Source organism: Kitasatospora sp. NPDC034035 (genome assembly GCF_055575755.1).
Map to the genome: position 1 here is coordinate 414,198 of NZ_JBVISA010000002.1, position 24,414 is coordinate 438,611.

At 74.8% G+C, this 24,414-nt stretch carries 21 protein-coding genes, 1 tRNA gene and 1 riboswitch; of the genes, 4 read left to right on the forward strand and 18 right to left on the reverse strand.

The features are described from left to right. Positions 1-26: 26 nt before the first annotated feature. From ACZ52J_RS04715 to ACZ52J_RS04760, 10 genes are all read right to left on the reverse strand, one after another. Positions 27-1,160 carry a cytochrome P450 family protein gene (locus ACZ52J_RS04715; RefSeq protein ID WP_465615820.1) on the reverse strand — a complete coding sequence of 378 codons (1,134 nt, stop codon included), beginning with the start codon at positions 1,158-1,160 and terminating at the stop codon, positions 27-29. Continuing rightward, positions 1,124-2,596: a cytochrome P450 gene (locus tag ACZ52J_RS04720; protein WP_465615822.1), complete on the reverse strand. Its 1,473-nt coding sequence runs from the start codon at positions 2,594-2,596 to the stop codon at positions 1,124-1,126. Before ACZ52J_RS04720 ends, ACZ52J_RS04715 begins: the two co-directional genes overlap by 37 nt. Next, positions 2,593-3,228: a GTP-binding protein gene (locus ACZ52J_RS04725; RefSeq protein WP_360505846.1), complete on the reverse strand. Its 636-nt coding sequence runs from the start codon at positions 3,226-3,228 to the stop codon at positions 2,593-2,595. The genes ACZ52J_RS04720 and ACZ52J_RS04725 overlap by 4 nt, the downstream gene beginning before the upstream one ends. Beyond that, a complete protein-coding gene (locus ACZ52J_RS04730) occupies positions 3,206-3,571 on the reverse strand; it encodes a DUF742 domain-containing protein (RefSeq protein ID WP_465615824.1) in 366 nt (121 codons plus the stop codon). The genes ACZ52J_RS04725 and ACZ52J_RS04730 overlap by 23 nt, the downstream gene beginning before the upstream one ends. Beyond that, positions 3,568-3,981 carry a roadblock/LC7 domain-containing protein gene (locus tag ACZ52J_RS04735; RefSeq protein ID WP_360505840.1) on the reverse strand — a complete coding sequence of 138 codons (414 nt, stop codon included), beginning with the start codon at positions 3,979-3,981 and terminating at the stop codon, positions 3,568-3,570. The genes ACZ52J_RS04730 and ACZ52J_RS04735 overlap by 4 nt, the downstream gene beginning before the upstream one ends. Further along, positions 3,965-5,230 (reverse strand): ATP-binding protein, encoded by a 1,266-nt coding sequence (locus ACZ52J_RS04740; protein WP_465615878.1) that lies wholly within the window; start codon positions 5,228-5,230, stop codon positions 3,965-3,967. Before ACZ52J_RS04740 ends, ACZ52J_RS04735 begins: the two co-directional genes overlap by 17 nt. A 233-nt stretch (positions 5,231-5,463) precedes the next feature. Next, on the reverse strand, positions 5,464-7,746 hold the full coding sequence (locus tag ACZ52J_RS04745; RefSeq protein ID WP_465615827.1) for a SpoIIE family protein phosphatase: 2,283 nt from the start codon (positions 7,744-7,746) through the stop codon (positions 5,464-5,466). A 94-nt stretch (positions 7,747-7,840) separates the two neighbouring features. Further along, a complete protein-coding gene (locus ACZ52J_RS04750; RefSeq protein WP_465615829.1) occupies positions 7,841-8,407 on the reverse strand; it encodes a TetR/AcrR family transcriptional regulator in 567 nt (188 codons plus the stop codon). A gap of 77 nt (positions 8,408-8,484) precedes the next feature. Continuing rightward, positions 8,485-9,312, reverse strand: coding sequence for an alpha/beta fold hydrolase (locus ACZ52J_RS04755; RefSeq protein WP_465615831.1), 828 nt, complete (start codon positions 9,310-9,312; stop codon positions 8,485-8,487). A gap of 156 nt (positions 9,313-9,468) precedes the next feature. Further along, the gene (locus tag ACZ52J_RS04760) at positions 9,469-9,759 is read right to left on the reverse strand and encodes a YiaA/YiaB family inner membrane protein (protein ID WP_360505828.1); all 291 of its coding nucleotides are present in this window, start codon (positions 9,757-9,759) and stop codon (positions 9,469-9,471) included. A gap of 196 nt (positions 9,760-9,955) precedes the next feature. Further along, positions 9,956-10,114: riboswitch (cyclic di-AMP (ydaO/yuaA leader) on the forward strand. 12 nt (positions 10,115-10,126) lie between these two features. Here ACZ52J_RS04760 and ACZ52J_RS04765 point away from each other — a divergent pair. Beyond that, positions 10,127-10,960, forward strand: coding sequence for a M23 family metallopeptidase (locus ACZ52J_RS04765; protein WP_465615833.1), 834 nt, complete (start codon positions 10,127-10,129; stop codon positions 10,958-10,960). Between the two features lie 63 nt (positions 10,961-11,023). Here ACZ52J_RS04765 and ACZ52J_RS04770 read toward each other — a convergent pair whose 3' ends face one another. Next, entirely contained in the window at positions 11,024-11,899 is an 876-nt protein-coding gene (locus ACZ52J_RS04770) for a hypothetical protein (protein WP_465615835.1), read from the reverse strand. Positions 11,900-11,941: 42 nt separating this feature from the next. Between ACZ52J_RS04770 and ACZ52J_RS04775 the strand changes: the two genes are divergently transcribed. The 3 genes from ACZ52J_RS04775 to ACZ52J_RS04785 all read left to right on the forward strand — a co-directional run bounded on the left by ACZ52J_RS04775 (position 11,942) and on the right by ACZ52J_RS04785 (position 14,297). After that, on the forward strand, positions 11,942-12,514 hold the full coding sequence (locus ACZ52J_RS04775) for a GNAT family N-acetyltransferase (protein WP_465615837.1): 573 nt from the start codon (positions 11,942-11,944) through the stop codon (positions 12,512-12,514). Positions 12,515-12,709: 195 nt separating this feature from the next. Beyond that, positions 12,710-13,450 carry a sensor domain-containing protein gene (locus ACZ52J_RS04780; protein ID WP_465615839.1) on the forward strand — a complete coding sequence of 247 codons (741 nt, stop codon included), beginning with the start codon at positions 12,710-12,712 and terminating at the stop codon, positions 13,448-13,450. An 88-nt stretch (positions 13,451-13,538) separates the two neighbouring features. After that, on the forward strand, positions 13,539-14,297 hold the full coding sequence (locus ACZ52J_RS04785) for a hypothetical protein (RefSeq protein ID WP_465615840.1): 759 nt from the start codon (positions 13,539-13,541) through the stop codon (positions 14,295-14,297). A gap of 6 nt (positions 14,298-14,303) precedes the next feature. Here the strand turns inward: ACZ52J_RS04785 and ACZ52J_RS04790 are convergent, their stop codons facing one another. The 7 genes from ACZ52J_RS04790 to ACZ52J_RS04820 all read right to left on the reverse strand — a co-directional run bounded on the left by ACZ52J_RS04790 (position 14,304) and on the right by ACZ52J_RS04820 (position 23,719). Further along, entirely contained in the window at positions 14,304-15,509 is a 1,206-nt protein-coding gene (locus ACZ52J_RS04790; protein WP_465615841.1) for a hypothetical protein, read from the reverse strand. Positions 15,510-16,073: 564 nt separating this feature from the next. Continuing rightward, positions 16,074-16,147 (reverse strand) — tRNA-Met (locus ACZ52J_RS04795). 50 nt (positions 16,148-16,197) lie between these two features. After that, entirely contained in the window at positions 16,198-17,547 is a 1,350-nt protein-coding gene (locus ACZ52J_RS04800) for a PrsW family intramembrane metalloprotease (protein WP_465615842.1), read from the reverse strand. 115 nt (positions 17,548-17,662) lie between these two features. Beyond that, a complete protein-coding gene (gene trmB, locus ACZ52J_RS04805) occupies positions 17,663-18,448 on the reverse strand; it encodes a tRNA (guanosine(46)-N7)-methyltransferase TrmB (RefSeq protein ID WP_396290290.1) in 786 nt (261 codons plus the stop codon). A gap of 195 nt (positions 18,449-18,643) precedes the next feature. After that, the gene (gene lhgO / locus ACZ52J_RS04810; RefSeq protein ID WP_465615880.1) at positions 18,644-19,882 is read right to left on the reverse strand and encodes an L-2-hydroxyglutarate oxidase; all 1,239 of its coding nucleotides are present in this window, start codon (positions 19,880-19,882) and stop codon (positions 18,644-18,646) included. 223 nt (positions 19,883-20,105) lie between these two features. Continuing rightward, a complete protein-coding gene (locus ACZ52J_RS04815; RefSeq protein ID WP_465615843.1) occupies positions 20,106-21,683 on the reverse strand; it encodes a TROVE domain-containing protein in 1,578 nt (525 codons plus the stop codon). 608 nt (positions 21,684-22,291) lie between these two features. Further along, on the reverse strand, positions 22,292-23,719 hold the full coding sequence (locus ACZ52J_RS04820) for an MFS transporter (protein ID WP_465615844.1): 1,428 nt from the start codon (positions 23,717-23,719) through the stop codon (positions 22,292-22,294). Positions 23,720-24,414: the final 695 nt, after the last annotated feature.

Consider the following 24,414-nt stretch of genomic DNA (forward strand, 5'->3'; position numbering starts at 1 on the left):
TGCCGAACGACCCGGCCGCCCTCAGGTCACCGGGCGGCGCCGACCGTCACCCACAGGGTGCGCACGCTGTTGCTGACGAACGACGCGATCGGCTCGTTCGTCCGGCCCTCCGCCAGGGCCAGCCCGGGGAAGCGCGTGAACAGGTGCCGCAGCGCCGTCTCGGCCTCCAGCCGGGCCAGCCCGGAGCCGAGGCAGAAGTGCGGGCCGTGGCCGAGCGACAGGTGCCGGGCGGGCCGGCGGGTGAGGTCGAAGCGGTCGGCGTCGGGGTGGTGCCCGGCGTCGCGCCCGGCCGCCGCGTACGAGGCCAGCAGTGCCTCGCCGCGCCGGATCACCACGTCGCCGACCTCGATGTCCTCGACCGCGTAGCGCAGCGGGAACTGCCCGACCGGCGAGTCGTAGCGCAGCGTCTCCTCGACCACCGCCGACCACGGCTGCGCGCCGTCCAGGACGAGCCGCAGCTGGTCCGGGTGGGCGAGCAGGGCGCGGACGGCGTTGGTGATCAGGTTGAGCGTGGTCTCGTGCCCGGCGACCAGCATCAGCAGCAGGGTGCCGACCAGTTCGGCCTCGCTGAGCCGCTGCTGGTCGAGGCTGTGGCCGGCTTCGCGGGCGGCGATCAGGTCGGTGGTCAGGTCGTCACCGGGCGCGGCCCGCTTGGCCGCCACCACCGAGGCCAGCAGCGCGTTCAGGTCCCGCTGCGCGGCGATGGCCGCGGCCGGGGTGGCCGAGCTGGAGACCAGGGTGTCGGACAGCGCGTGCAGCTCGTCCTGCTGCTCCAGCGCGAGGCCGAGCAGTTCGCCGATCACCTGCATCGGCAGCGGGTAGGCGAAGTGCGTGCGGAGGTCGAACTCGCCCTCCAGCTTCGCGACCTCGTCGAGCAGCGTGATGGCCCTGGCCTCGATGGCGGGCGCCAGGGCGGCTATCCGGCGCGGCGTGAAGGCCTGCGAGACCAGTCCGCGCAGCCGCCGGTGGTCGTCCCCGTCGGCGGTGACCATGCCGGGCACGACGATGAAGTTGGTCAGCGGCCAGCCCTCCGGGAGCCGCCCTTCCCGGAAGGTCGTCCACAGTCCGGCGTTCTTGCCGACGCGGGGGTCGGCCAGCAGCGACTGGAGGGTGTCGTGGTGGGTTATCGCCCAGACCACCACCCCGCCAGGGAGCTCCACCAGGACCGCGGGGCCGGCCGCGCGGAGTCGGGCGTTCTCCCCGTGCTGGTCGCTTCCGAAGGGGTCGAGTCTGATGGGCTCGGGGCGGGTTCCTGCGGAGTCGACGGCGGTGTCCATGCGGGCCTCTCGGGGGCTGGCGGGCGGGGCGGGGTGAAGGCGCTGTACAGCACCGGAAGGGCGGTCAGGGCCCGTGACCACGGGGACGGGCGCCAGGCCAGTTCGCCCGACGGGACAGCGAGTTGGAGGTCCGGCAGGCGGTGCAGCAGGGTCTCGACGGCGGTCTCGGTGATGATCCGGGCCGGGTGCTGGGCCGGGCAGACGTGCCGGCCCGCGCCCCACGCGAGGTGCGCCCGGTTGCCGCCGAGGGAGCCCTGGGCGGCGGCGGAGACGCCCTGGGCGGCCGGGTCGGCGTTGGCCGCGGCCAGGCCGAGGACCAGCATGTCGCCGGCGCTGATGTACTGGCCGCCGAGCACGGTGTCGCCGGTGGCCCAGCGGCCGGGGAAGTTCTGCGTCGGCGGGTCCCGCCAGAGCACCTCTTCCAGGGCGTCGGAGACGGTGAGCCGGCCGCCGGTGAGGGTGGCCCGGAAGCGCCGGTCGGTGAGCAGCAGCCGCAGCGTGTTCCCGGTCCAGTTGATCGAGGTCTCGTTGCCCGCGACCATCAGCACCACCAGGTGGTGCACCGCCTCCTCGTCGGTCAGCCCGGCCGGGTGGGCGAGCAGCCAGGAGGTGAGGTCGGCGCTGGGCGCGGCCCGGCGGCGCCGGACCAGGTCGACCAGGATCGCCTGGAACTCGGCGCCGGCGCGCTGCGATTCGGCACTGCTGTCCACGAAGTGGCTGATCAGTTCGACCAGTCGGGGGCCGGCCTCGGCCGGCAGGCCGATCAGCTGGGTGAAGACCAGCAGTGGCAGCCGCCGGGCGTACTGGGTGATCAGGTCGGCGGTGCCGTCCGGCCCCCAGCTGTCGATCAGGCTGTTGGCGGCGGCCTCGGTGGTCCCGCGCAGCTGGTGGTGGTCGATCTGGGCGAGGGTGTCCGAGACGGCGGAGCGCAGCCGCTGGTGCTCGGCGCCGTCCAGGTTGAGCAGGGTGGGCCGCCAGGAGGTCATCGTCAGCAGCCGGGAGTTCGCGGGCAGCCGGCCCTCGGCGGGCACCCGCCAGCGGCGCGAGTCCTTGGAGAACAGCGCCTCGTTGCGGGTGAGTTCGAGCAGTTCGGCGTAGCCGAGGACGAGCCAGGCCTCGACCCCGGGCTCCAGCTCGATCGGCGCGACCGGGCCGTGGCGTTCGCGCAGCCGGGCGTACAGGCCGTGCGGGTCCTCGGCGACGGCCGGTCCGTACAGCGGGGTCAGCGGCACGCCGACGGGCAGTCCGCTGCCGGGCGGGCGGCCGCCGCCGTGCGCGACGGGGCACCCGGAGGGCATGGGGGGTTCGGGGGCGCTCATCCCTGCAGCTCCAGGATCGAGCTGCGGTGCAGGTGGTCGACGAAGTCGATCAGCAGGTCGTAGGACTGCCGGCGGTCGCGCGCGTCGCAGAACAGGATCGGCACGTCCGGCAGCAGGTCCAGCGCCGTGCGCAGCTCCTCCTCCGGGTAGCTCGGCGTGTCCGGGAAGGTGTTGACCGCCACCGCGAACGGGATGCGCTGCTCCTCCAGCCGGCCGAGGACGTCGAAGCTCTCGTCCGGTCGGCGCAGGTCGACCATGGCGATGGCGCCGAGCGCGCCGCGCGACAGGTCGTCCCAGAGCGGCCAGAACCGCTGCTGTCCGGGCGTGCCGAACAGGTACAGCGCGAGCCGCGGGTTGAGCGTGATCCGGCCGAAGTCCAGCGCGACCGTGGTGGTCGTCTTGGTGTCGTGCCCGGTGAGGTCGTCGACGCCGCTGCTGGCGGCGGTCATGGTCTCCTCGGTGCGCAGTGGGGTGATCTCGCTCAGCGAGCCGACCAGGGTGGTCTTGCCGACCCCGAACGGGCCGGTGACCAGGATCTTGACCGCGCCCTGCACCGAGGACGGCAGGTACTGCGGCCCGTCGGCCGCACCGGCGGCCTCGGGGACGGCTTCAGCGGAGTTGGCGGAGGCCAACGAGCACCTCTTCCAGGAGGGTTGTGGGCAGGCGTTCGGCCTGCGGGACGGGCGGGAGCACCTGCACGGCGCCGAGGTCCCACAGGTCCCCGACCAGCACCTTGACGACGCCGAAGGGCAGCCCCAGGTGGGCCGCCACCTCGGCGATGGACAGCAGGCTGTGGCAGAGTCCGAGGATGCGCCGGTGCTCCCGGTTCAGGAGCGCGTGCTCGGGCAGTTGCGGCGGTTCGGGCCGCCCTAATGGTCCGGGCAGGGCGCTGACCAGGCTCTCCACGGCCAGCTCGGCCCGGGTGGAGCGGCTGCGCCCGCCGGTGATGACGTACGGCCGGACCGGCCCGCTCACCGGTGGCCCCCCGCCGCGTGGTCGACCCGCGGCGGGCTGGTGAGGTGGGTTCCGATCCGCTCGACCAGGACCTGCATCTGGTACGCGACGAGGCCGGCGTCCACCGCCTCGCTGGTCACCACGGCCAGGTGCGCCCCGGCCCCGGCGGCGACGATGAAGAGGTAGCCGCCGCCGTACTCGATGATGATCTGGCGGGTGGCGCTGCCCGGCCCGCCGAAGCCCGTCGCGACGCCGCGGGCCAGCGACTGCAGTCCGGAGCAGGCCGCGGCGAGCCGTTCGGCGTCCTCGCGCGCGATGCCCGTGCTGCGGCCGATCTCCAGGCCGTCGTTGGAGACGACGACGGCGTGCTGGACCTGCGGGACGGCGATGATGTCGGCGAGCAGCCAGCCGAGATCAGGGGTGGTGGTCATGGAACTCTCCGGAGCGCTGGGGAAGTCGGGGGGAAGCAGGACGGGAAGGGTCGGAGGGGGCCTGGGCCCGGGCGGCCGATCGGCCGCTGGCGGTCCCGGCCTGGAACATCGCCATGAACGCCTGCGCGTCCCGGGCGGAGCGGTACGGCGGGGCGGGCGGCGGCGGGGGAGCGGCGTGCTGGGCGGGGCGGTCGGCGCGGTCGCGCCGGTGGCTCCGGCGGGGCAGCGGCGGCGGGGTGTCGCCGAGCTGGGGGGCCCGACCGGGCGGTGGGGTCTCCACCAGGGGGTGACCGACGGGAGAGGCCGGTCGGGGGTCGGGGTCGAACGTCCGGTCGTCCGGCCCGAGGCCGGGGACGGTGGGCGGCAGCGGCTCGGTGAGCAGCGCGTTCGGCAGCAGGACGACCACGCGCACACCGCCGTACGGTGAGGGCGCCGAGCTGAGGGTGACCCGGAAGCCGTACTGCTCGGCGAGCCGGCCGACCGCGGCCAGGCCCAACTGCGGCACCTCGCCCAGTCGGGAGACTTCCAGGGTGCTGCCGCCGGCGAGCGCGGCGGCGGCCTTGGCGACGGCCTGCTCGGGCATGCCGACGCCGCCGTCGTCGATCTCGATGACGGCGCCGTTGTGCACCGGCATCAGCGTGACGAACACCTGGGTGCTGGGCGGGGAGTAGCGGGTGGCGTTGTCCAGCAGTTCGGCGATCGCGTGGATCAGCGCCTCGGCCGCGGCGCCGACCACCGCGGTCTCGATCCGGCTGCGGACCACCACCCGCTGGAACGGCAGGATGCGGGACTGGGCGCCGCGGACGACGTCCTCCAGGGTGACCGGTTCCGGCCAGTGCCGCCCGGCCCGGGCGCCGCACAGCACGGCCAGGGTCTGGGCCAGCCGGGCCTGTTGGGCGGCCGCGTGGTCGGCCTTGAGCAGGCCCTCCAGCAGCGCCGGGTCGTCGTGGGTGCGCTCCATCTCGTCCAGCAGTGCCTGCTGGTCGTGGGCCATCACCAGGATCCGGCGGGCGACGCTGAGGAAGGCCCGCTGGGTGGAGGCGGTGTGCTCCTGCTCCTGCTGCACGGCGGCCAGTTCGGTGTTCCGGCGGCTGTGTTCGAGGAGGAACTCCTTGCCGGCGATGTGCAGCGAGAGCTGGAGGCTGTCGGCACGGCGGCGCTGGGTGACGGACACGGCGCGGTACCGCGCGGCGGCCACGAGGGCGAGGACGGCGAGTACGCCGGTTGCCGTTACGGACCACTGAGTCATCGTCACGCGGCGAATTCTAGGGTGATGATCCTACGAAGGTGTGAACGGATCTCGCCAAGTGACCGGATCTCGTCAAAATCGCGCCAATCCGCCCTCAACCCGGACTCGTTCGCCCTCGATCGCCGCACCTCACGAGACCTCGGGACGGCGCCGCCAGGCCGACCGCGGTGCGGCGGCGTCACGCCGGATGGCCGATTCACGTCCCGTGATGTGTGGGACCTGTGTGCAGGGCGTTACGGAAGGGGCGTCGTCCGATGCAGGAGCAGCAGCGCCACGTCGTCCGGCCGGGACCGCCGCTCGGTCACGTTCAGGGTGAGCAGGTCGGCCAGCCGCTCCAGCGAGGCCGCCGGACCGATCCGCCCCGGCCCGGTCTGCCGGGCCCACAGCTCCAGCCCGCCGAGCATCCGCTGCACCGACTCGTCGTAGTCCTCCTCGCGGTCCTCGACCAGCCCGTCGGTGTACGCCAGCAGCGTCTCGCCGACCGCCAGCCGCTCCACCGCCAGCGGGTACGGCCGCTCCGGGGCCACGCCCAGCGGCGGCCCGCCCGGCAGGTCCAGCTCGACGGCCCGGGCGCCGGCGGTGATCCGCACCGGCGCCGGGTGGCCGGCCCGGGCCGCCGTCAGCTCGCCGTCGGCCGGGTCCAGGGTCAGGTAGAGGCAGGTCGCGAACAGTTCGGTGTCCAGCTCGGCCAGCAGCCGGCTGGTGCGGGTCAGGGTGGCGGCCGGGTCGTGCCCGTCCGTCGCGTACGCCCGCAGGCCGCTGCGCAGCTGGCCCATCACGGCGGTCGCCTCGGCGTTGTGCCCCTGGACGTCGCCGATCACCAGCCCGACCCGGCCGTCCGGCAGCCGCAGCAGGTCGTACCAGTCGCCGCCGATCTGCATGCCCTCGGTGCTCGGCAGGTAGCGGGCGGCGCTGGCGATCCCGGACAGCCGGGGCAGGGTGCGCGGCAGCATCGCCCGCTGCAGCTCGGTGGCCCGGTGGTGGTGGGTGTCGTACAGCCGGGCCCGCTCCAGGGACTGCGCGAGGATGCCGGCGAAGGCCGAGTACAGGGTGCGGTCCTCGCGGCTGAACACCCGCTCGGCGGCGAAGGTGATCAGGCAGGAGCCGACCTGCTGCCCGGAGGCGACCAGCGGCAGCACCGCCCAGGCCGCCGGGGTGAGCGGGTCGTGCCGGGCGCGGGCGGCGGAGGGCTCGCTGAACAGCGGGGCGGAGCGGGCCGGCGAACGCTGCATCACGGCCTCGGACAGGTCCGCCAGCCGGGTGAGCTCGGTGCGCCGCGGGCCCCCGTACACGGTGTGCGAGACGGGCAGCAGCCGGCCCTCGTCCACCAGGTCGAGGACGATGCCGGCGGCGCCGAGGGCCGGCCGGGCGATGTCGGTGACCGCCGCGGTGACGTCCCGGACGGTCACCGCCCGCGACAGCGCCCGGGTGAGCGCCAGCAGCAGCGCCGTCCGGGCGGTGGCGGGCGAGCTCCCCTCGTCGGTCGGCGGCCGCTCCCGGTGACCGACGTCCGCGAGCAGCCCGGCGATCCGCACCGGCCGCCCGTGCACGTCCGGCATCACCTCGCCGGACTCCTCCACCCGCGCCACCTTGCCGCCCTGGCGCTGCACCCGGTAGCCGATCCGGTAGTGCCCGCCGGCGGCCAGCGCCTCGGCCAGCGCGGCCTGCACGTCCGGCAGGTCCTCGGGGTGGACCAGGCGGTCCAGCTCGGGGGCGGCGCCGTCCGGGGAGACCGGCCGCCCGGCCACCCGGAACGCCGCGGCGTCCCAGTAGCTCTCCCCGGTGACCAGATCGCGCTCGAACGCGCCGTGCCCGGCGGCCCGGACGGCGAGCGACAACAGCGGATGGGCCGGCCCGGCGGGGCGGCCGTCCGCCCCCTCCGGCACCGGGCCGTCGGATAACCGGACGCCCTGCGGTGAGCGGGCGCCGAGCGGCGAACGGGCGCCCTGCGGGAGCCGGGCGTCCGCGGCGTGGTCGAGCAGGTGGTCGATCCGGTGCGCGCAGGCCTCCGCGATCGTCTCCAGGACGTCCAGGTCACGGCGCGGGACGGTGCCCCGGTGGGCCAGCGCGAGCGCCAGGACACCGACCGGCCGCTCGTCCACCACCATCGGCAGGGTGATCACGGTGACCATCCCGGTGCCCATGCCGGCGTTCCGGTTCGGGTAGTCGATGCCGGTGTGCTCCGGGCTGAGCAGGTAGGGGCGGCGCAGCCGCAGGGCCATCGCCGCGGGTAGCTCACCGGCCGGATCGACCACGCCGTAGCGCTCGTGCGCCCGCTCCGGCAGCCCGTGCGAGACGGTCAGCCGGAGCATCCCGGCGGCATCCAGCAGGTAGAGCGCGGAACCCTCGCCGGTGATCCAACTCGGGCCCTCGGCCAGGACGGTGCCGAGCAGTTCGGCGGCGCTGGTGCAGCCGAGCAGCAGGCGCACACAGCGCATCGCACTGCGCGTGGTCGAACCGCTGAGCGGGGTCCGGCGCTGGTCGGGAGTCCGGCTGTCGTCCTCGGAGGGGGGCACTGATTCTTAATACCCCATTTCCCCGGACGGTGGAGGGTGACCGAGCCGCCGCACCGGCCCCCGCCCACCACGGCCTGCGCACCTGGTCGGGCCGCTACGCCGGCCAGGTGCGCAGGCCGGTGGTGAGGGCGGTGATGAGGCGGTCCTGGGTGGTGGTGAGGTCCTCGGCGAGTTGGAAGGCGCCGGCGGTGGTGAGGGAGGCGAAGCCGTGGGCGAGGGAGCGGACGGTGCGGGCGGCGTGGATCGCCTCGGAGCCGTCGAGGCCGTACTCCCGCAGGACGGCGATGATCACGCCGACGAGCCGGGCGGCCGCCCGGGCCAGGTCGTCGTCGGGCTGCGGGGCCTGGGGGAGGGCGTTGTAGCGGTGGGGGCGTTCGGTGGCGTACGCGTGGTAGGCGCGCAGGACGGTGGCGACGGCGTCGTCCCCGCTGCGGCCGACGGCGGCGTCCGCGAGGCGGTCGGCCAACTCCTCGGTGACCCGGACGGCGATCAGCTGCCGCAGTTCGGCGAGGCCGCCGCTGACGTGCTTGTACAGCGAGGGGGTGGCGACCCCGGCCCGGGCGGCGACGGCGGCCAGGGTGAGGGCGTCGGCGCCCTGTTCGTCGATGAGGGCGAGGGCGTGGTCGACGACCTGGTCGGGGGTCAGTCCTACGCGGGGCATGGTTTCGGCTTCTCCGTACGGAAGTCGGGCGACGGGTCGGGCCGGACGGCCGCTCGGTCGGGCGGCCGGGCCGGCGGTCAGGCGAGTTCGGCGAGGAAGGGCAGCAGGGCGTCCGTGGTGGCCTGCGGGTTGTCGGCCATCGGATAGTGCCCGGACCCCTCGATCATCGCCTTCCGCGCGCCGAGTGCCGCGACCTGCCGGTCGGCGACGAGTTCCGGCTTTGGGAAGTCGGGGTCCTTGCTGCCCATGACCACCAGCGCCGGGCACCGCACGGCGGCCGTCCAGCCGGCCGGCGACGAGTCCCCGGTGACGTATCCGCGGGTGGCGGTCTTGCGGCCCGGGGTGCGCAGGGCGGCGACCAGTCCGTCCACGTAGCCGTCGAAGTCGGCGGGCTTGGCGCCGGGGAAGGCCATCCGGCGCAGGTAGAAGCCCCAGAAGGCGGGCCAGTGGACGAGGGCCGCGCTCATCAGGCGGAGGGCGCCGCGCATCAGGGCGCCGGGCTGCGGGTTCTCGACGAAGGCGTCGATCAGGACGATCCCGGCGATCCGCTCCGGGGCGTCCCCGGCGGCCTTGACGACCGTCGCGCCGGTGTAGGAGTTCCCGGCGAGGACGGCGCGTTCGATGCCGAGGTGGTCGAGCAGGGCGAGGACGTCGCCGGCGATGGCGGCGGGGCCGTAGTCGTCCCAGGCGATGGAGGATTCGCCGAAGCCGCGCAGGTCCATGGTGACGACGCGGTGGCCGGCGGCGACGAGCAGCGGGCGCAGGTGCCGGTACGCGGCCCGGCTGTCGAGCATTCCGGGGAGCAGGACGACGGGGGTGCCGTCGCCCTGTCGGGTGTCGTCGAAGGCGATCCGCCCGCCGGGGACGGTCAGGTACTGGGTGTCCGGGCTGATGGGGGCGTTCATGGTGGGCCTCCTCGGTCCTTCGCTGCGACATCGGCGCTGCTGCCGATAGCCATAAAGCTAAGGCTAATAGCCTTAGCCGTCAAGCCCTCGGCCGAAGAGAGTCTCGAAGGAACTGTCGAAGAGGGCGTCGACGGGAGAGGGGAAGGCTGGCTCGCCTCAGATCCCCTCGGGCTTGAACGGGTCGTGCTCGCTGAGCAGCTTCTCCAGTCGGGCCTGGTCGACCCGGCTGACGATCTCGTTCGACTCGTGCCGGTCCCGGATCACCTTCGCCAGGGTGAAGGAGGAGGTGACCGTGTAGAGGAGGCCGATCCCGAGGAATGCCCGAGTCCACCCGCCGACCGGCAGGTAGGCGATCCCGACGGCGAGGGCGGTGCCCGACAGGGCGAAGGAGAGGATGGCCTGGATGTAGTACGCGGCCGTCGTGCGGTTCTGCATCGGTGCGCTCATGGCGCCAGGATGCGGCCGCCCGGCCGGGCCGCACATGAGTAGGAGTACTCAGATGGGGTGCTCGCATGAGGGGTCGTTCGTTGACGTCCGATCACTCGCTCCACTGCCGTCCCGGACGGATGGCTTGGAATCAGAGCGTCCTAGGATTAACGTTTGATAACGCAGCGCGGTCGTCAACGCCGTTCCCAGACGGCACCGTGCGCCGTCGCCTAATCCCGCCGACCGGCCTCCGGGCAGGTCAGGGAGCCGGGGAACCATGTTCCTTGGGGTGAATCGGCGGGGCCCCGGCCCGGCCGTAGGAGACCTTCCTGCTCCGAACCCGTCAGCTAACCCGGTAGGCGCGAAGGAAGGAAAGGAGCGCGCCTCCGTGGCGTCGACGCACACCCCGGCACACCCGGCCGGCCCCGCAGCCGGTACCCAGCTCCTCGACCACCCCGGCGTGGACGGGCCCGAGGCCCTCGGCCCGGAGGCCGAGGCCAACCGGCACCGGATGCCGCGTCAGACCCGCGGCGCCTCCCCGCTGCTCGGCGTCACCGCCGTCGCCGCCACCCTCGGTGCCACCGGCTTCGCCTCGGCCACCCCGGCCGTCGCGCCCGCCATCGAGGCCCCCGACGAGACCCCGGTCGCGCTCGCCGCCGACCCCGGCCTCGCGCTCGCCGCCCGCATCCAGCAGCAGGCCGACAGCCAGCGCACCGCCGCCGAGGAGGGTGCCCGCGTGCAGGCCGCGCAGGAGGCCGAGGCCAAGGCCGCCGCCAAGGAGGCGGAGGCCAAGGCCGCCGCGACGGAGGCGGAGGCCAAGCGCGCCGCCGCCCTCACCCTCCCGGTGAAGGACTACCGGCTCTCCGCCCACTACGGCCAGAGCGCCCGCTACTGGGCCAACCTGCACACCGGCCTGGACTTCGCCGCCGACACCGGCACCCCGGTGTACGCGCTCGGCCAGGGCACCATCACCTCGGCCGGCTGGTCCGGCTCGTACGGCTACCGGATCGTCGAGACCCTGCCCGACGGCACCGAGATCTGGTACTGCCACCTCTCCTCGATCATCAAGGGCTCCGGCGGCGTCGCCTCCGGCCAGCAGATCGGCAAGGTCGGCGCGACCGGCAACGTCACCGGCCCGCACCTGCACCTGGAGGTGCGCCCCGGCGGCGGCGCCCCGGTCGACCCGGAGCCCTGGCTCCAGCAGCACGGCCTCAACCCGTAACGGACACCCGAAAGCCCCCGGTCGCACGCTCGGTTCGAGCGGCCGGGGGCTTTTCGCGGCGTCTCACTCCTCCGCGGGCAACTGCGCCACGTACGCGTCGATCTCCTCCTGGCCGGGCTCCGGCGCCAGCTCGGGGAACTCCGCCACCAGCAGCCGCGGCAGCCCCGGCACCGTCCACTCCCCGAACAGGTCGAGCGCCGCGTCGACCGCCGCCTCCTCGAACTGCCCGAAGTCACCGGCCAGCTCGTCCGGCATCGGCCGCCCGAGCGCGGTCAGCTCGGCCAGGTTGCGGTAGCTGCGCCGCATCAGGCCCTGCTCCAGCAGCCGCCGCGCGCCGTCCGTGGCCATGCCGACCGACAGCACCCGGCCCGGTCCCCAGCCCCGCTCGTCCGGCTCGTCCAGCCAGCCGGCCGGCACCAGCGACTCGTACGCGGCCAGCCGCTCCTCCTCCGGGAGCTCGCCGAAGCCGGTCAGCCAGTCCCGCACCGCCGCCTCGTCCGCGACGTCCACCCCGTACGCGTGCAGCAGCAGCGCGTACAGCCGGGGCCAGGTCACCAGGTCGGCGCGGCGCAGCAGCCCGGCCGCGACCTCGCCCTGCCACTCGGCCTCCGCGTGCAGCCGCTCCTGGCGCTTGGCGTTGAGCCGCCGGACCGCCCGCTGGTGGTCGATCAGCAACCGGACCGCGTCGCCGTACGCGAGCGGGTCCTCCTCGGGGGTGGGTTGGACGTACAGGTGGAGCCGCTCGTACAGCAGGTGCTCCACCGCGTCGGAGGTCAGTTCGGGCCAGCCGTCGTGCATCCTGCCCTCGCCCAGCTCCAGCAGCGCCAGCACCGCGCGCAGCGGCGCCTCGGCCACCGGCGTGCGGCCCTGCTCGGCCGCCCAGGCGAGCAGGTCGGCGGCCCTGGTGCGCGGGGCGAGTCGCAGGTCTTCGTCGTTCATAGTCCGAACGGTAGCCTCCGGGGGCCGGTAGGGTCGGCCGCCATGGTCCCCGTACGACTCACCGGCCCCCGGCTGGCCATCCGCGAGTACCACCACACCGACGGCGACGTGGACGCGCTGCACGCCCTGTTCGGCGACCCGGAGGTCACCCGCCACCTGCCGTTCGAGCCGTACGACCGCGAGACCTGCGCCGACCAGATCGAGCTCTACCTGGAGGAGGCGATGGCCGACGAGCGGGACACCTACCGGCTCGCCGTCACCAGGCTCGCCGACGCCGAGGACCCGCAGGACGCGACCCCGATCGGACACGCCGCACTCACCCTCGGGAAGCACCGCGCCGCCGACCTAGGCTGCGTCCTCGGCCGCGATTTCCGGGGCCGAGGCCACGCGGGCGAGATCACCGGCCTGCTCTGCGACTTCGCCTTCCACACCCTGGACCTGCACCGGCTGACGGCCTCGGCCGACGTGGGCAACACGGCCTCCGCCAAGGTGCTCACCCGACTCGGGTTCCGGCTGGAGGGGCGGGCCCGGCACGACCGGCTCGAGAACGGCGTCCGCTCCGACTCGCACCTCTTCGCGCTGCTCGTCGACGAGTGGCCGGGCCCGACCGGCTGAACCCCCACGGCGCACCCGTGTGGCCAGGGAGACCGGCGGGCCGGCGGACCGGGGGCCGGGGGCCGGGGGCCGGGGGGTTAACCCCACCCCCGATCCGCCAGGCCTCCGGATGCCGCCGCGACCTGCGGTTCGGCCAGACTGGACGACGTCAGCGAGCACGAACGACCGTCAGTACGAGGGGCCGGGGGCCGGAACATGAGCAGCAGCCGAAGCACACGGGACCACGAGTGGGACGTCCTGGACGGTCACGGCGACGACCCGCGCCCCGCCCGGGCCCACCGGACCGGACAGCCGCCCGCCTTCTGGACGGCGCCGTTCTCCGCGCACTACTACCGCGAGGTCGGCTACGTGCTCAGCGGCCTGCCGGTGGCGATCGCCGGCTTCGCCGTCGCGATCACCCTGTTCTGCCTCGGCCTCGGCACCTTCGTCACCGCCCTCGGCCTGCCCGTGCTGGCCGGCCTGACCATCGCCGCCCGGGGCTTCGGCCGACTGGAGCGGGCCCGGGCGCGGGGCATGCTGGCCCTGGACGTTCCCGGCCCGAAGCCGGTGCGCCCGGTCCGCCCGGGCAACTGGGGCGCGATCACCGCGCGGCTGGCGGACGGGGCGGGCTGGAAGGCCGCGCTGTACCAGGTGGTGATGTTCCCCTGGGCGATCTTCAGCTTCACCATGACCCTGGTGTTCCTGCTGCTCGGCTGGGCGATGGCGCTCTACCCGGTCTACCACTGGGTCTTCCCGACCTACACCGGCTGGCGCGGGTACCAGCTGTTCGACTACACCGACGGCCACCACGTCCGGCACGTCTACTACGTCGAGGGGATGTGGCAGATCGCCGGGTTCTCGCTGGTCGGGGTGGTGCTGGTCTTCCTCACCGCGCAGCTCGTCCGCGGCCTGACCAACGTCAACCGGGCCGCCGCCCAGGGCCTGCTCGGCCGCTGACCAGGCGCTGACCGTCCGGCCCCGACTCGGTCCCGGCCCCGTTCGCACTCCGGATGCGGACGGGGCCGCCGCGTGTTCGGATGACCGCGTGGCCGCCCCAGGCATTCCCCCCGAACCCCCGGACGTCCTGGTCACCTCCCGCCCGCTGGACGAGTACTGCGCCCTGTTCGACCTCACCCGGGCCCAGCTCGCCGCCCTCCCCGGGCCGCTGCTGGACTGCCCCGGCGGCGCGGCCGGCCTGGCCGCCGAGGCGCGCGCGCTGGGCTGCCGGGTGATCGCCGCCGACCCGGCGTACGCCCTGCCGCTGCCGGTGGTCGCGGACCGCGCCCGGGCCGCCCGGGCGGCGATGGCCGTCGCGATGGCCGCCCGCCCGCACCTCTACCCCGCGCCCCGCCCGCACCGGCCCGAGCGCTACCTGCGCAGCTGGGACCGCGCCCGCCGGCTGTTCGCCGCCGACTCCGCCGCGCACCCGCAGCGGTACGTGGCCGCCGCGCTGCCCCGGCTGCCCTTCGCGGACGGCACCTTCGCCCTCACCCTGAGCGGCTACCTGCTCTTCGCCTACCCCGAACTCTTCGGCCCCGAGCACCAGTTGGCCGCCCTGACCGAGCTGGTCCGGGTCACCTCCTTGGGCGGCGAGGTCCGCGTCCAGCCCCTGCACGACGGCCGGGGCCGCCGCTGCGGGCACCTCGACCCCCTGCGGTACGCGCTCGGCGAGCGCCGGATAGCCAGCGAGGTCCGCCGCTTCCCCCGGGCCGAGGACGGACGCACCCGCCGCGTCCTGGTCCTGCGGGCCGCCGACCGCCGCCCCCGGGCGGAGGCCGGGCAGCCCGTGGCCGCCGGGCTGTAGGGGCCGCTAAGAGGCGGGCGAGGCGGGCGAGGCGGGCGACGTCGGCGCATCCGGTGCGGTCGGTGCATCCGGTGCGGCCGGTGCATCGGGTGCAGCCGAGCCGGACGGCTGGGATGGCTGGGTCGGCTGGGTCGGCTGGGGTGCCTGGGCCTGCTGGGCCGGCACGAAGGCCGTCACCTGCAGCCGGGAGAGGATCTTCTCCGCCAGCCAGCTGCGGTCCGACCCGTACGGGATGCCCCGCGGATCGACCAGCTGCGCCGCCACCGCGTCCCGCAGCCGCTGCGCCTCGGCGGCCGGCAGCCGGGAGAGCAGTCCCCGGGCGGCCAGCAGCGCGTGGTACTGCTCGAAGCCCGAGCGCGGGTGCTCGATCGCGTCCAGCACGCTCGCCAGGTCCGCGAGCGACGGGTCGCCCTGCATCAGGGCGAGGGCCTGGATCCGCCGCCCCTCGGAGCCGTCCGTGAAGAGGTCCCGCACCTGGTCCGCGGTCAGCGCCGACCGCCGCGCGGTCGAGCGGACCTCGGCCACCACGCCCGCCGGCCCGGCCGGCGAACCCGAGGCGGGCGGCAGCTGCCCGGCCAGCGCGGCGGGGTGCTCCGCGCTGCCGCCCAGCAGCCCGAGCTGCTGCATCGCGCGGACCCGCAGGTCGTCCGCACCCACCTTGTCGCCGTGCCGGTCGCGGTCCTGCCCGGCGAGGAAGAGGTCCAGCGCCCGGTCGGCGTCGTTCAGCGCCCGCGGCAGCGCGAGCCTGGTCACCAGCCAGCCCGCGAGGAAGCCGAAGACCAGGAAGTAGAGCACCAGGGCCGCCGCGAACGGCACCGCGGCGTCGCCCCCGCCGAGCGTGGGCGCCAGCGCCGACCCGAGTTCGTGCAGCCGCTCGCCGAGCGACCCGAGCTGGGTCAGTCCGACGCCCAGCAGCACCTTGGTCAGCCAGTCCGAGACCTGCTCCAGATTGGTGTTCGGCGCGTACGAGCCGTGCGGCTCGCCCGAGTCGCCGCGCACCCGGGGCACACCGAACAGGAAGCCCAGGCCGCCGCCGAGCACCGTCGAGGCTCCGGCCACCACCAGGCCGCCGCCGAGCGCCTGCCAGGTCTGGTCCCGGCCGAGGGCGAACAGCAGCAGCCCGATCAGCCCCGTCCCGGCCAGTACTCCGGCGGCACCCCACTGCGCCGTCCGCAGCGCCGATCCGCCGCCAAGTCGTCGCGCCTTCGTCATCGCCTACCCCCTGTGTCCGTGCCGCTCCGCTCCGGAACCCCGCGCCGACTCTAGCGCCGCGGCCCACCCCGGAAACGTCCCGGGCACGCCCCGGCTACGACACGGGGGAGCACCGACTGCGACACGGGTGCCCCGGCTACACACGGGTGCCCCGGCTACGACACGGGAGCACCGACTGCGGCGCCAGGACTCCGCGGGCGGCCCGGGCGCCCCCGGAAACGCAGACGACCCGCGGGCTACTCCTCCGCGCCGGCCCGTGCACTGGCCAGGCGCCGAGGCACCGGGGATGTTCCGGTGAGCCCGCGGGCCGGGTGACTGCTATGGATTTCGCCTGCCGGAGGCCAGGGGCCTCACCCTGCGCAGGCAGGGGCGGCTCTAGCGAGCAGCCACCTCACACATCCTGACGGTACTCAATTCAGGATCACCTCCTTTCAGTGTGCTGCCACGATAGGCAGCCCACCGATCGGAGGGCAACGGATTTATTCGCGGCCTTGCGGCGGTGCGGTGGTGCCGGGAACGCGAAAGGCCCGGAGGACGAATCCTCCGGGCCTTCCGGCTACTGAGTAGCGGGGACAGGATTTGAACCTGCGACCTCTGGGTTATGAGCCCAGCGAGCTACCGAGCTGCTCCACCCCGCGTCGGTGAACACAACAATACGTGGAAGTCACCGAGATGGGAAATCGGTTCTTCAAGCGCCCCTCGGCGAGGGTTTCGACCGCCCGCGCCGGGGGCCCCGCGCCGGGTGCCGGGCCGAGCGGGCCCTCGCCCAGGCCGCGAAGCAGACCAGCGCGACGAAGCAGGGCACCATCAGCACCGCGTACACCACCAGGAAGCCGTCCGTACCGAGGTCGGCGGCGGCGTTCCAGGTGCCGTGCAGCAGTATCGCCAGCAGCAGCCCGGTCGGCGCGGCCAGCCGGGCGAGCCGGCGCCGCCCGGTGGTCAGCGCGACGGCCAGGCCGATCCCGGTCAGCGCGGTGAACAGCGGGTGGGCGAAGGGGGAGAGCAGGGCACGCAGGACGAAGGTCTGCACGGTGCTGTCGAAGTCGCGCAGGCTGGGCCGATCGCCGAGGCCGATGCTGTCCAGCCGCTGCCGCTGGTCGCTGGTGAAGGCCCGGCCTAGGTAGAGGGCGTTCTCGGTGAAGGCGAAGCCGCACGCGGTCATCCCGCCGAGCACCACTCCGGCGGCCAGGGTGCGCGGCCGGGAGCGGCGGTGCGGCCCGGCGCCGCCGGACGGCGGGGCCGGGCGGAGGTAGGGCAGCGGCCGCAGGTACGGGCGCAGCCGGCCGCGGGCGTGCGGGCCGACCTGGCGGCGCTGGTACGGGCGGGGGCGCCGGGGCGCGGGCAGCCGGCGCAGCAGCGGCGCGCAGGGGCGCCCGGTGCGGCGGCCCTGGCAGCGTTGCCGTCGGCCGAGCGGCAGCAGCAGCACCAGCAGGGCGGTGGCCTTGGCGGTCTCCTCGATCACCGGGGTGGCGATTCCGGCGCCGAGCAGTTCGCCGAGCGAACCCTGGTGCCGGGTCAGGTAGTCGGCCGTCCAGTTGTTGGCGAGGATGGCGACGGTGGTGGCGGCGCAGGCGCCCCAGCCGAGGCAGAACACGGTGTGCCGCAGCGGCACCCGGGCGGTGAGGTTGAGCCAGGCCAGGCCGCCCAGCACGAACGGCAGCGGCACCATCGCCAGGCCCAGGCCGACCAGCAGCCCGACGGTGCCGGTCTGCCGTTGGACCAGGTGCAGGATCAGCGCCCCGCAGCCGACCATGGTCAGGACGGCGGTCGCGGTGACCGAGGAGAGCGCCACCGAGCGGCTGCGGCCCGGCGGCCCCCCGGGCGTGCCGGGCGCGGCGGCTTGGGCGTTCGCGGCCCGCGGTAACGGGCCGCCCGGCCGGGGCAGCAGGCGGTGGACCCGGCGCCTCCGGGGCCCCGGGATGGTCCGGGTGTCGCCGGTGCGCGGGACCGTCTCCGGTGCGTCGGCGGCGACCTGAACCTCTGTCCGAACAGTCGTCCGAACGATCGGCCGGGACCCGCCGCCGGACGGGCCGCCCATGCGGCACAGGGTAGGCCACGGCAGCCGCCCGCCGGGAGGACTCGGGACGAACCGTCCGCCGGTGGCCCGCCCGTACGGTCGGCGGGTGGCCGCCGTTCGAACGGCGGCCGGTGCGTCAGCGGCGGCGGAACAGCAGGTCGTGGACCACGTGGCCCTTGGCGATCCCGGCCCGTTCGAACTTGGTGACGGGCCGCCAGTCCGGTCGCGGTGCGTAACCGGGGACGCTGCCGTCCGGGTGGTCCGCGGGCTCCAGCCAGCCGGTCCCGTCACCCTCGGGGTGCAGGTTCTCCAGCTCCGGCGAGGCGGACAGCACCGCCAGCATCTGCTCCGCGTACGGCTCCCAGTCGGTGGCGCAGTGCACCAGGGCGCCGGGGGCGAGCCGGGGCAGCACCAGGTCGAGGAAGGAGGGCTGGACCAGCCGGCGCTTGTGGTGCTTGGGCTTGGGCCACGGGTCGGCGAAGAAGACCCGCAGACCGGCCAGCGAGGCGTCCGGGAGCATGTCGCGCAGCAGGATCACCGCGTCCCCGGCGGCCGACCGGACGTTCTCCGAGCCGTCCCGCTCCAGCAGGCCGAACAGGTTGCCGTGGCCCGGGGTGTGCACGTCGGCGGCGAGGATGCCCATGCCCGGGTCGGCGGCGGCCATCGCGGCGGTGGTCTCGCCCATGCCGAAGCCGATCTCCAGCGTCACCGGCAGTTCGCCGAACAGCTCCCGCAGGTCGAGCGGGGCGCCGTCGATCGGGATGCCGAAGGTCTCCCAGCTCCGGTCCAGCGCGCTCGCCTGGGCGTTGGTCATCCGGCCCCGGCGCGGCTGGAAGCTGCGGATCCGGTGCTCCCGGTGCTGGGCCTCGGTGGCCTTGTGCGGGTACATCGGCGCGGGGTACGCGGCCGGCGCCGCGGACATCCGGGCGGACGGCGAGGGCTGGGGGATCGGGGCGGTGGCAGTCACAATCCCCCGAGTCTACGGGGCCGCCGGGGCTCCCCCGAAGGGCCTGTGACCGGGCTCATTCCGGGGCTTCTCCGCCGCTCGTCCGCCCGCTCGTCCGCCCGCTCGTCCGCCCGCGGACCCGCCCGCGGACCCGCCCGCGGACCCGCCCGCTCAGCCGCCCGCTTCCAGGGCGGCCAGGGCGCGGCGGGCCACCTCCCGGCCGATCGGCAGCGAGGCCGTCGCGGCGGGGGAGGGGGCGTTCAGCACGTGCACCGCGCGGCGCGGGGAGCGCGGGTCCTGCGGGTCGAAGCCGGCGAAGGCGAAGTCGTCCAGCAGCGAGCCGTCCCGGGCCACCGCCTGGGCCCGCACCCCGGCGGCGGCCGGCACCAGGTCCTCGGCGGAGACGGCGGGCAGCAGCCGCCGGACGGCCTCGGTGAACGCCCGCTTGGACAGCGAGCGGTGCAGCTCGCCCAGCTCGTACCGCCAGTGCCGGCGGGCGATCCGCCAGGTGCCGGGGAAGGCCAGCGTCCCGGCCAGGTCGCGCGGGCGGACGGTGCGCCAGTCGTACCCCTCGCGGGCCAGCGCGGGCACCGCGTTCGGGCCGACGTGGACGTCCCCGTGGATGCCCCGGGTGAGGTGCACGCCGAGGAAGGGGAAGGCCGGGTCGGGCACCGGGTAGACCAGGCCGCGCACCAAGTTCCGGCGCCGTTCGGTCAGTTCGTAGTACTCGCCGCGGAACGGCACGATCCGCACCCCGGTCTCGTCCCCGGCCAGCCGGGCGATCCGGTCGCTGTGCAGTCCGGCGCAGTTCACCAGCACCCGGCAGCGCAGCTCGCCGGTGGCGGTGCCCACCGTCACCAGGTCCCTGCGCCGCGCCACCGTCCGGACCTCGCTGGCGGGCCGCAGCTCGGCGCCGGCCTCCCGGGCCAGCCGGCCGTAGGCGGTGGCGACGGCCGGGAAGTCGCAGATGCCGGTGGTGCCGACGTGCAGCCCGGCGAGCCCGGCCACCTCCGGCTCGTACCGGGCGATCCCGGCCCGGTCCAGCTCGGTGACCGGGATGCCGTTCGCCCGCCCGCGCTCCGCCAGGGCCGCCAGCCGGGGCAGCTCGGCGGCGCCGGTGGCCACGATCAGCTTGCCGGTCACCTCGTACGGGATGCCGTGGTCGCGGCAGAACGCCACCAGCTCGGCGGCACCCGCCACGGCGTACCGGGCCTTGAACGAACCGGGTCGGTAGTAGACGCCGCTGTGGATCACCCCGCTGTTGCGCCCGGTCTGGTGCGCGGCGAAGCCGGCCTCCTTCTCCAGCACCGCGACCCGCAGCCCGGGCCGCGCCCGGGTCAGCGCGTACGCCGTGGCCAGCCCGACGATCCCGCCGCCCACCACCAGCACGTCGACCTCGTCCGCCACCACCGACTCCTCGCCTCGCCCGGCCGCCCCCGCCGCCGATGCTGCCACGGCGGCCCGGACCGGTCGAGGGCGCGACGGGCCCGCGCCGGAACGGCGAGCGGCCGGGAAGGAACCACCCCCGTGGGTCCCTTCCCGGCCGCTCGCCGCCACGCCGACCGTCTCCCCTCGGTCGGTGCGGCCCCCGGGGCCGGCCGCCGACCGTGCCGGCCGCCGCCCCCTGCTCCTCTTACTCCTCCCAGGGCCAGTGGGCGTTCGCCCCGGCTTCCAGGAGGGGGATGAGGCGGAAGGCCGCGTCGCTCAGGCCGCCGAAGGTGTGGCGGTGGGCGCCGCCGCTGGGGCCGTGGGCCGGGGCGTAGCCGGCCAGGTTCCAGGTGTAGACGGGGACGTGGGCGGGGACGGCGGCGAGCGGGTCGCCGCCCCAGTGGTGGGGGCCGGTCTGCTCGTCGGTGACGATCACCACCCGGTCGTGGCCGCGGTAGTGGGCGCGGACGGCGTCGGCGGTGTTGGTGCCGCCGAGACTGGAGAAACGATCCAGCACTCGCAGCACCGCCTCCCCCCGGCCGACCTCGATCACCCGGCTGGTGGTCCCGAACTCGACCAGGTCCGCCTCGGCGGCGCGGACCTTCAGCGCGGTGCCGAAGATCGCGGCCGAGTCGGCCCGGTTGAGCTCGGTCGGGCCGCCGGACCGGTCGAACATCGAACCGGAGCGGTCCACCAGGATCAGCGTCCGGCCGGGCAGCTCCGGCACGTTGGCCAGCGAGTGCCCGAGCGCCGTCTCCAGCGCGTGCCCCCAGCGCAGCGAGGGCGCGTGCCGGTACGCGGACAGGTAGCGGAACGGGAACTGGCGCGAGCGCCGTACCTCGCCCTTGTCGGAGATCCGCCGGGCCACCTCGGCCGCGACAGTGTCCGACACCCCGGCCCGGTCGAAGTTGCGCAGGTTCCGCACCAGCGCCATCGGGCCCATCGACGGGATGACCGCCTCCCAGACCGGCGCGTCCAGCGGCCCCCGCAGCCAGCCGGCCAGTGCCTCCCAGGTCAGCCCGGCGGCGGCCAGCCGCTCGGCGCCGTCCTCGGCGGTCACCGCGGCCCGGCGCTCCTCGACGGGCAGCGAGAGCAGCGCGCGGTTGGCGGTCAGCATCCGGTCGGACGCGGGCGGGACGGCCTCCTCCGGCCGGTGCCGGCGGTCCAGCGCGTACGCGAACAGCGCGCCCTGCCACGGCTTGTCCGGGTCCGGCGAAGGGTGCGTCAGCTCGATCACGTCGCCGAAGCGGTAGCCCTTGCCCGCGGTGTCGTACTTGAGCAGCGAGCGGGTGTCGTAGAGGTGCCGGACGGCGTCCGCGACGCCGCGCTTGAGCGGCTTGGGCAGCGCCCGGCCGTAGCGCGAGGTCCAGTACGCGAGCAGCTCGCCGGGCTCGTCGGCGCGCCGCAGCACCGCCGCGACGGCCTGTCGGGAGTGTCCGTGGGCGCCCGCGTCGAGCCGGGCGCGGGTGAACTCGGCGGCGCCGACCAGGGCGGCGGTGCGCATGTGGGCGCCGTAGCGCAGCCAGCGCAGCAGCCCGAGGGTCCACTCGGGCTCGGCGACGGCGAGTTCGCGCACCAGTGCGGTGTAGCGGTCGTCGCGGTCGCCGCCGCGCTCGTAGAAGGTGTCCTTGCCGACCATGTTGGCCACCGCGAGCAGGAACAGCTCGGACTTGCGGTTCCGGACGTGGCCGACGCCGCCGTTGTGGTTGCGGGTGAGCTGCCCGGTCGTGGCCACCGGTGAACTCGGACTCGCCTTGGTCTTGCGGATGTTGAACCTGGACATGCGACAGCCCCCCTCGGCCTGTTGGTGTCAGTGGGACGGAGGCATGCCGCATGAGGGGTGCCCGAGATCGTGCCGACCGTGGGACGGCCGACGTCGGCGGAGGTGTATGCCTTGTGCTCTACCACTTGAGCTAGCGGCCGCGCTCGCGCACGGCACACCCGGGACTCGAACCCGGAACCGCAAGATCCGAAGTAACCCCCGCCTGCGCACCGGGCACTCCGAAGCGCACTGCCTCCCGAGATCGGAGTGGCGGCGGTGTTTCGCGGGTTCGAACCGCTACGCCGGAAATCCGGCGCCTACCAGAAGTAACCGCTGCCGTCGCACCGGGAGGTGCGGAAAAACCTATTCACGTGTAGGTGTCCAGAGATCGAAGGCGGCTGAGGTGACGAAGCTGCTCTGGCCACTGAGCTACACCGGTCCGAAACCGGTGACGGGATTCGAACCCGCGACCTGCCCAATAAGGAGTTGGAAGTAACCTCTGCCTGCGCACCTGGACGAGAGAGACCATAGCCAGGCCCCTCTCGCCGGCGCACCTCAATTACCGTCAGGCCGTAACGGGCCCCGCCGGCTCTTCGCCCCTTCGCCCCGCCGCCCGCCGGCCCGACCGCTCACGCCGGAGCGACGATCACCGCCCGTGCCCGCTCCGCGAGCTCCCGCACCCGGCGCTCGCCGTGGAACGGCTCCAGGCGCCGCAGCATATCCACCACGTACTCCCGGCTGCGCTGCGAGGAGATCCGGCCGGCCACCTCGACGGCGCGTTCGCCGGCGGCGACCGCGGCGTCCAGGTTGCCCGCCTCCGCCTCGGCCATCGCCGAGACCACCAGCCGCAGGCCGTGCGAGCGGACGAAGCCCTCGGTGGGCGTGGCCAGCGCCTCGCGGGTGAACTGCCGGACCTTCGAGGGCACTCCGAGGTCGCGGAAGCACTCGGCGGCGTCGGCGGCGAGCCGGTCGTAGGCGTAGAAGTCGATCCACGCCGGATCCGGATCCCCGGCGCGTGCCCGTTCGAGTGCGCTCTCCGCCGCGCCGAGCGCCGTCGCGCACGCCGCCGCGTTGCGCGCCTTGGCCTGGGCCCGGGCCTCCACCAGGTGGAAGAAGCTCATGGTGCGGGCGGTGGCCAGGCCCCGGTTGCGCTCCAGGGCGGCCTGCGCCAGATCGACCGCCTCCTCGGCGAAGCCCCGGTAGCCCGCCTGCAGGCTCATCGAGGCCAGCACGTAGCCGCCGAGCGGCACGTCGGCGGCGGCCCGGGCGAGCCGCAGGGCCTGGATGTAGTACCGCTGGGCGGCCTCGTGCTGCCCCGTGTCGAAGGCCATCCACCCGGCCAGCCGGGTCAGTTCGGCCGTCGCGCCGAACAGCGCCCGGCCGACCGCGTCGCTGTACGAGGCCAGCAGCAGCGGCGCCGCCTCCACTCGCAGGCACTCCGGCACCATCGACGAACGCCAGTCCCCGCCACCGTACTTGGAGTCCCAGCGGCGTGCCTCCTGGGCGGCCTCGCGGAGCTTGGCGGCGTCCGAGTGGCCGACCCGGTAGGAGGACGTGTCACTGGGGGAGCGCGGCACCTCGCGGGCCACCGAGCCGTCGGCCGGGGTGATCAGCCAGCGGGAGACCGGCGTCGCGTAGGCCGCGACCGAGAAGGTGCCGGCCAGGCTGTCGCTCCACCGGCCGCCGCCGGGGCCCCGGCGCAGATCGAGGTCGACCCGCCACAGGTCGGTGGCGGAGCGGACGGCCTCGGCGACGTCGCGCGGGAAGGCCAGGCCGAGTTCGGGTGCCGGGTCGGTGTCGCCCAGGCCGATCTCCTCCAGCGGGACGGGCCGGCCGAGCTTGCCGCCGATCGCGGTGGCGATCAGGTGCGGGACGGGCCCCTGCGGGACCATGCCCTTGCTGACCCAGCGGGCCACCGAGGTCTTGTCGTACCGCAGGGTCAGCCCGCGCTGGGCACCGAGGTCGTTGACCCGACGGGCCAGTCCGGCGTTGCTGATCTGGGCGAGGGTCAGGAGCGTGCCGAGCCGTTCGTTCGGTCCACGTGGGCTGACGGTCATGGTGGCGGCGGCACCTCCTGCGGCCTTGTGCGCGGGGCCCGGGCGGCACCGGGCCGTGGCTGCTGTACCTAGAGTAGTCGGACGCGTTCCGACGGTTAAGAGGTCGCATTCCGGATGGCGGGATCGCGCACTCGGCGGTGTCGCACGGGAGTTGGTCCGGACCGCTCGGATCCGGCCGATCCCGCCGCGCGCCGGAGCGTCGTGCTCCGGTCCCGTGTTCACGTGCGCCCGGCCGTGCCCCCTGGCCCGACCGGCTGGTCGGCGATTCGCTGGTGGTCGTGGGTCGGCCCGCCGTCGAGGACCCGGCGGGCCGGGGATGCCGCCGCCTCAATCCCCGCGGGTGGCGGTGAAGTCCGGGAGGGCATGCGGATGCCCTCCCGGGCCGGGTGACGCCTTTCGGCCATCTCGCGATGCCCATGCCAAAGGCGGCCCGCGGGCGGTCCGGGCCACGGAGGGGGAGGCCCGGCCCGCCCGGCCCCACCTCGGCTCCACCCGGCGCCGACAGGCCGCTCCGCGCGGTTTTGCCGCGGTGCCGACAGCCGCTCCGCCCGTTCCCACCCGCCGTCGGCCGGTCGCCACCGAAGCGGAACCGGCAACACCGGCCCCGGCGACGCCGAGCGGTGGCACGATGTCCCCTGACGGCGCGTCGAGCTGCGGAGGCACGTCGGGACGCGCGCGGGCCGCCACGGCACACC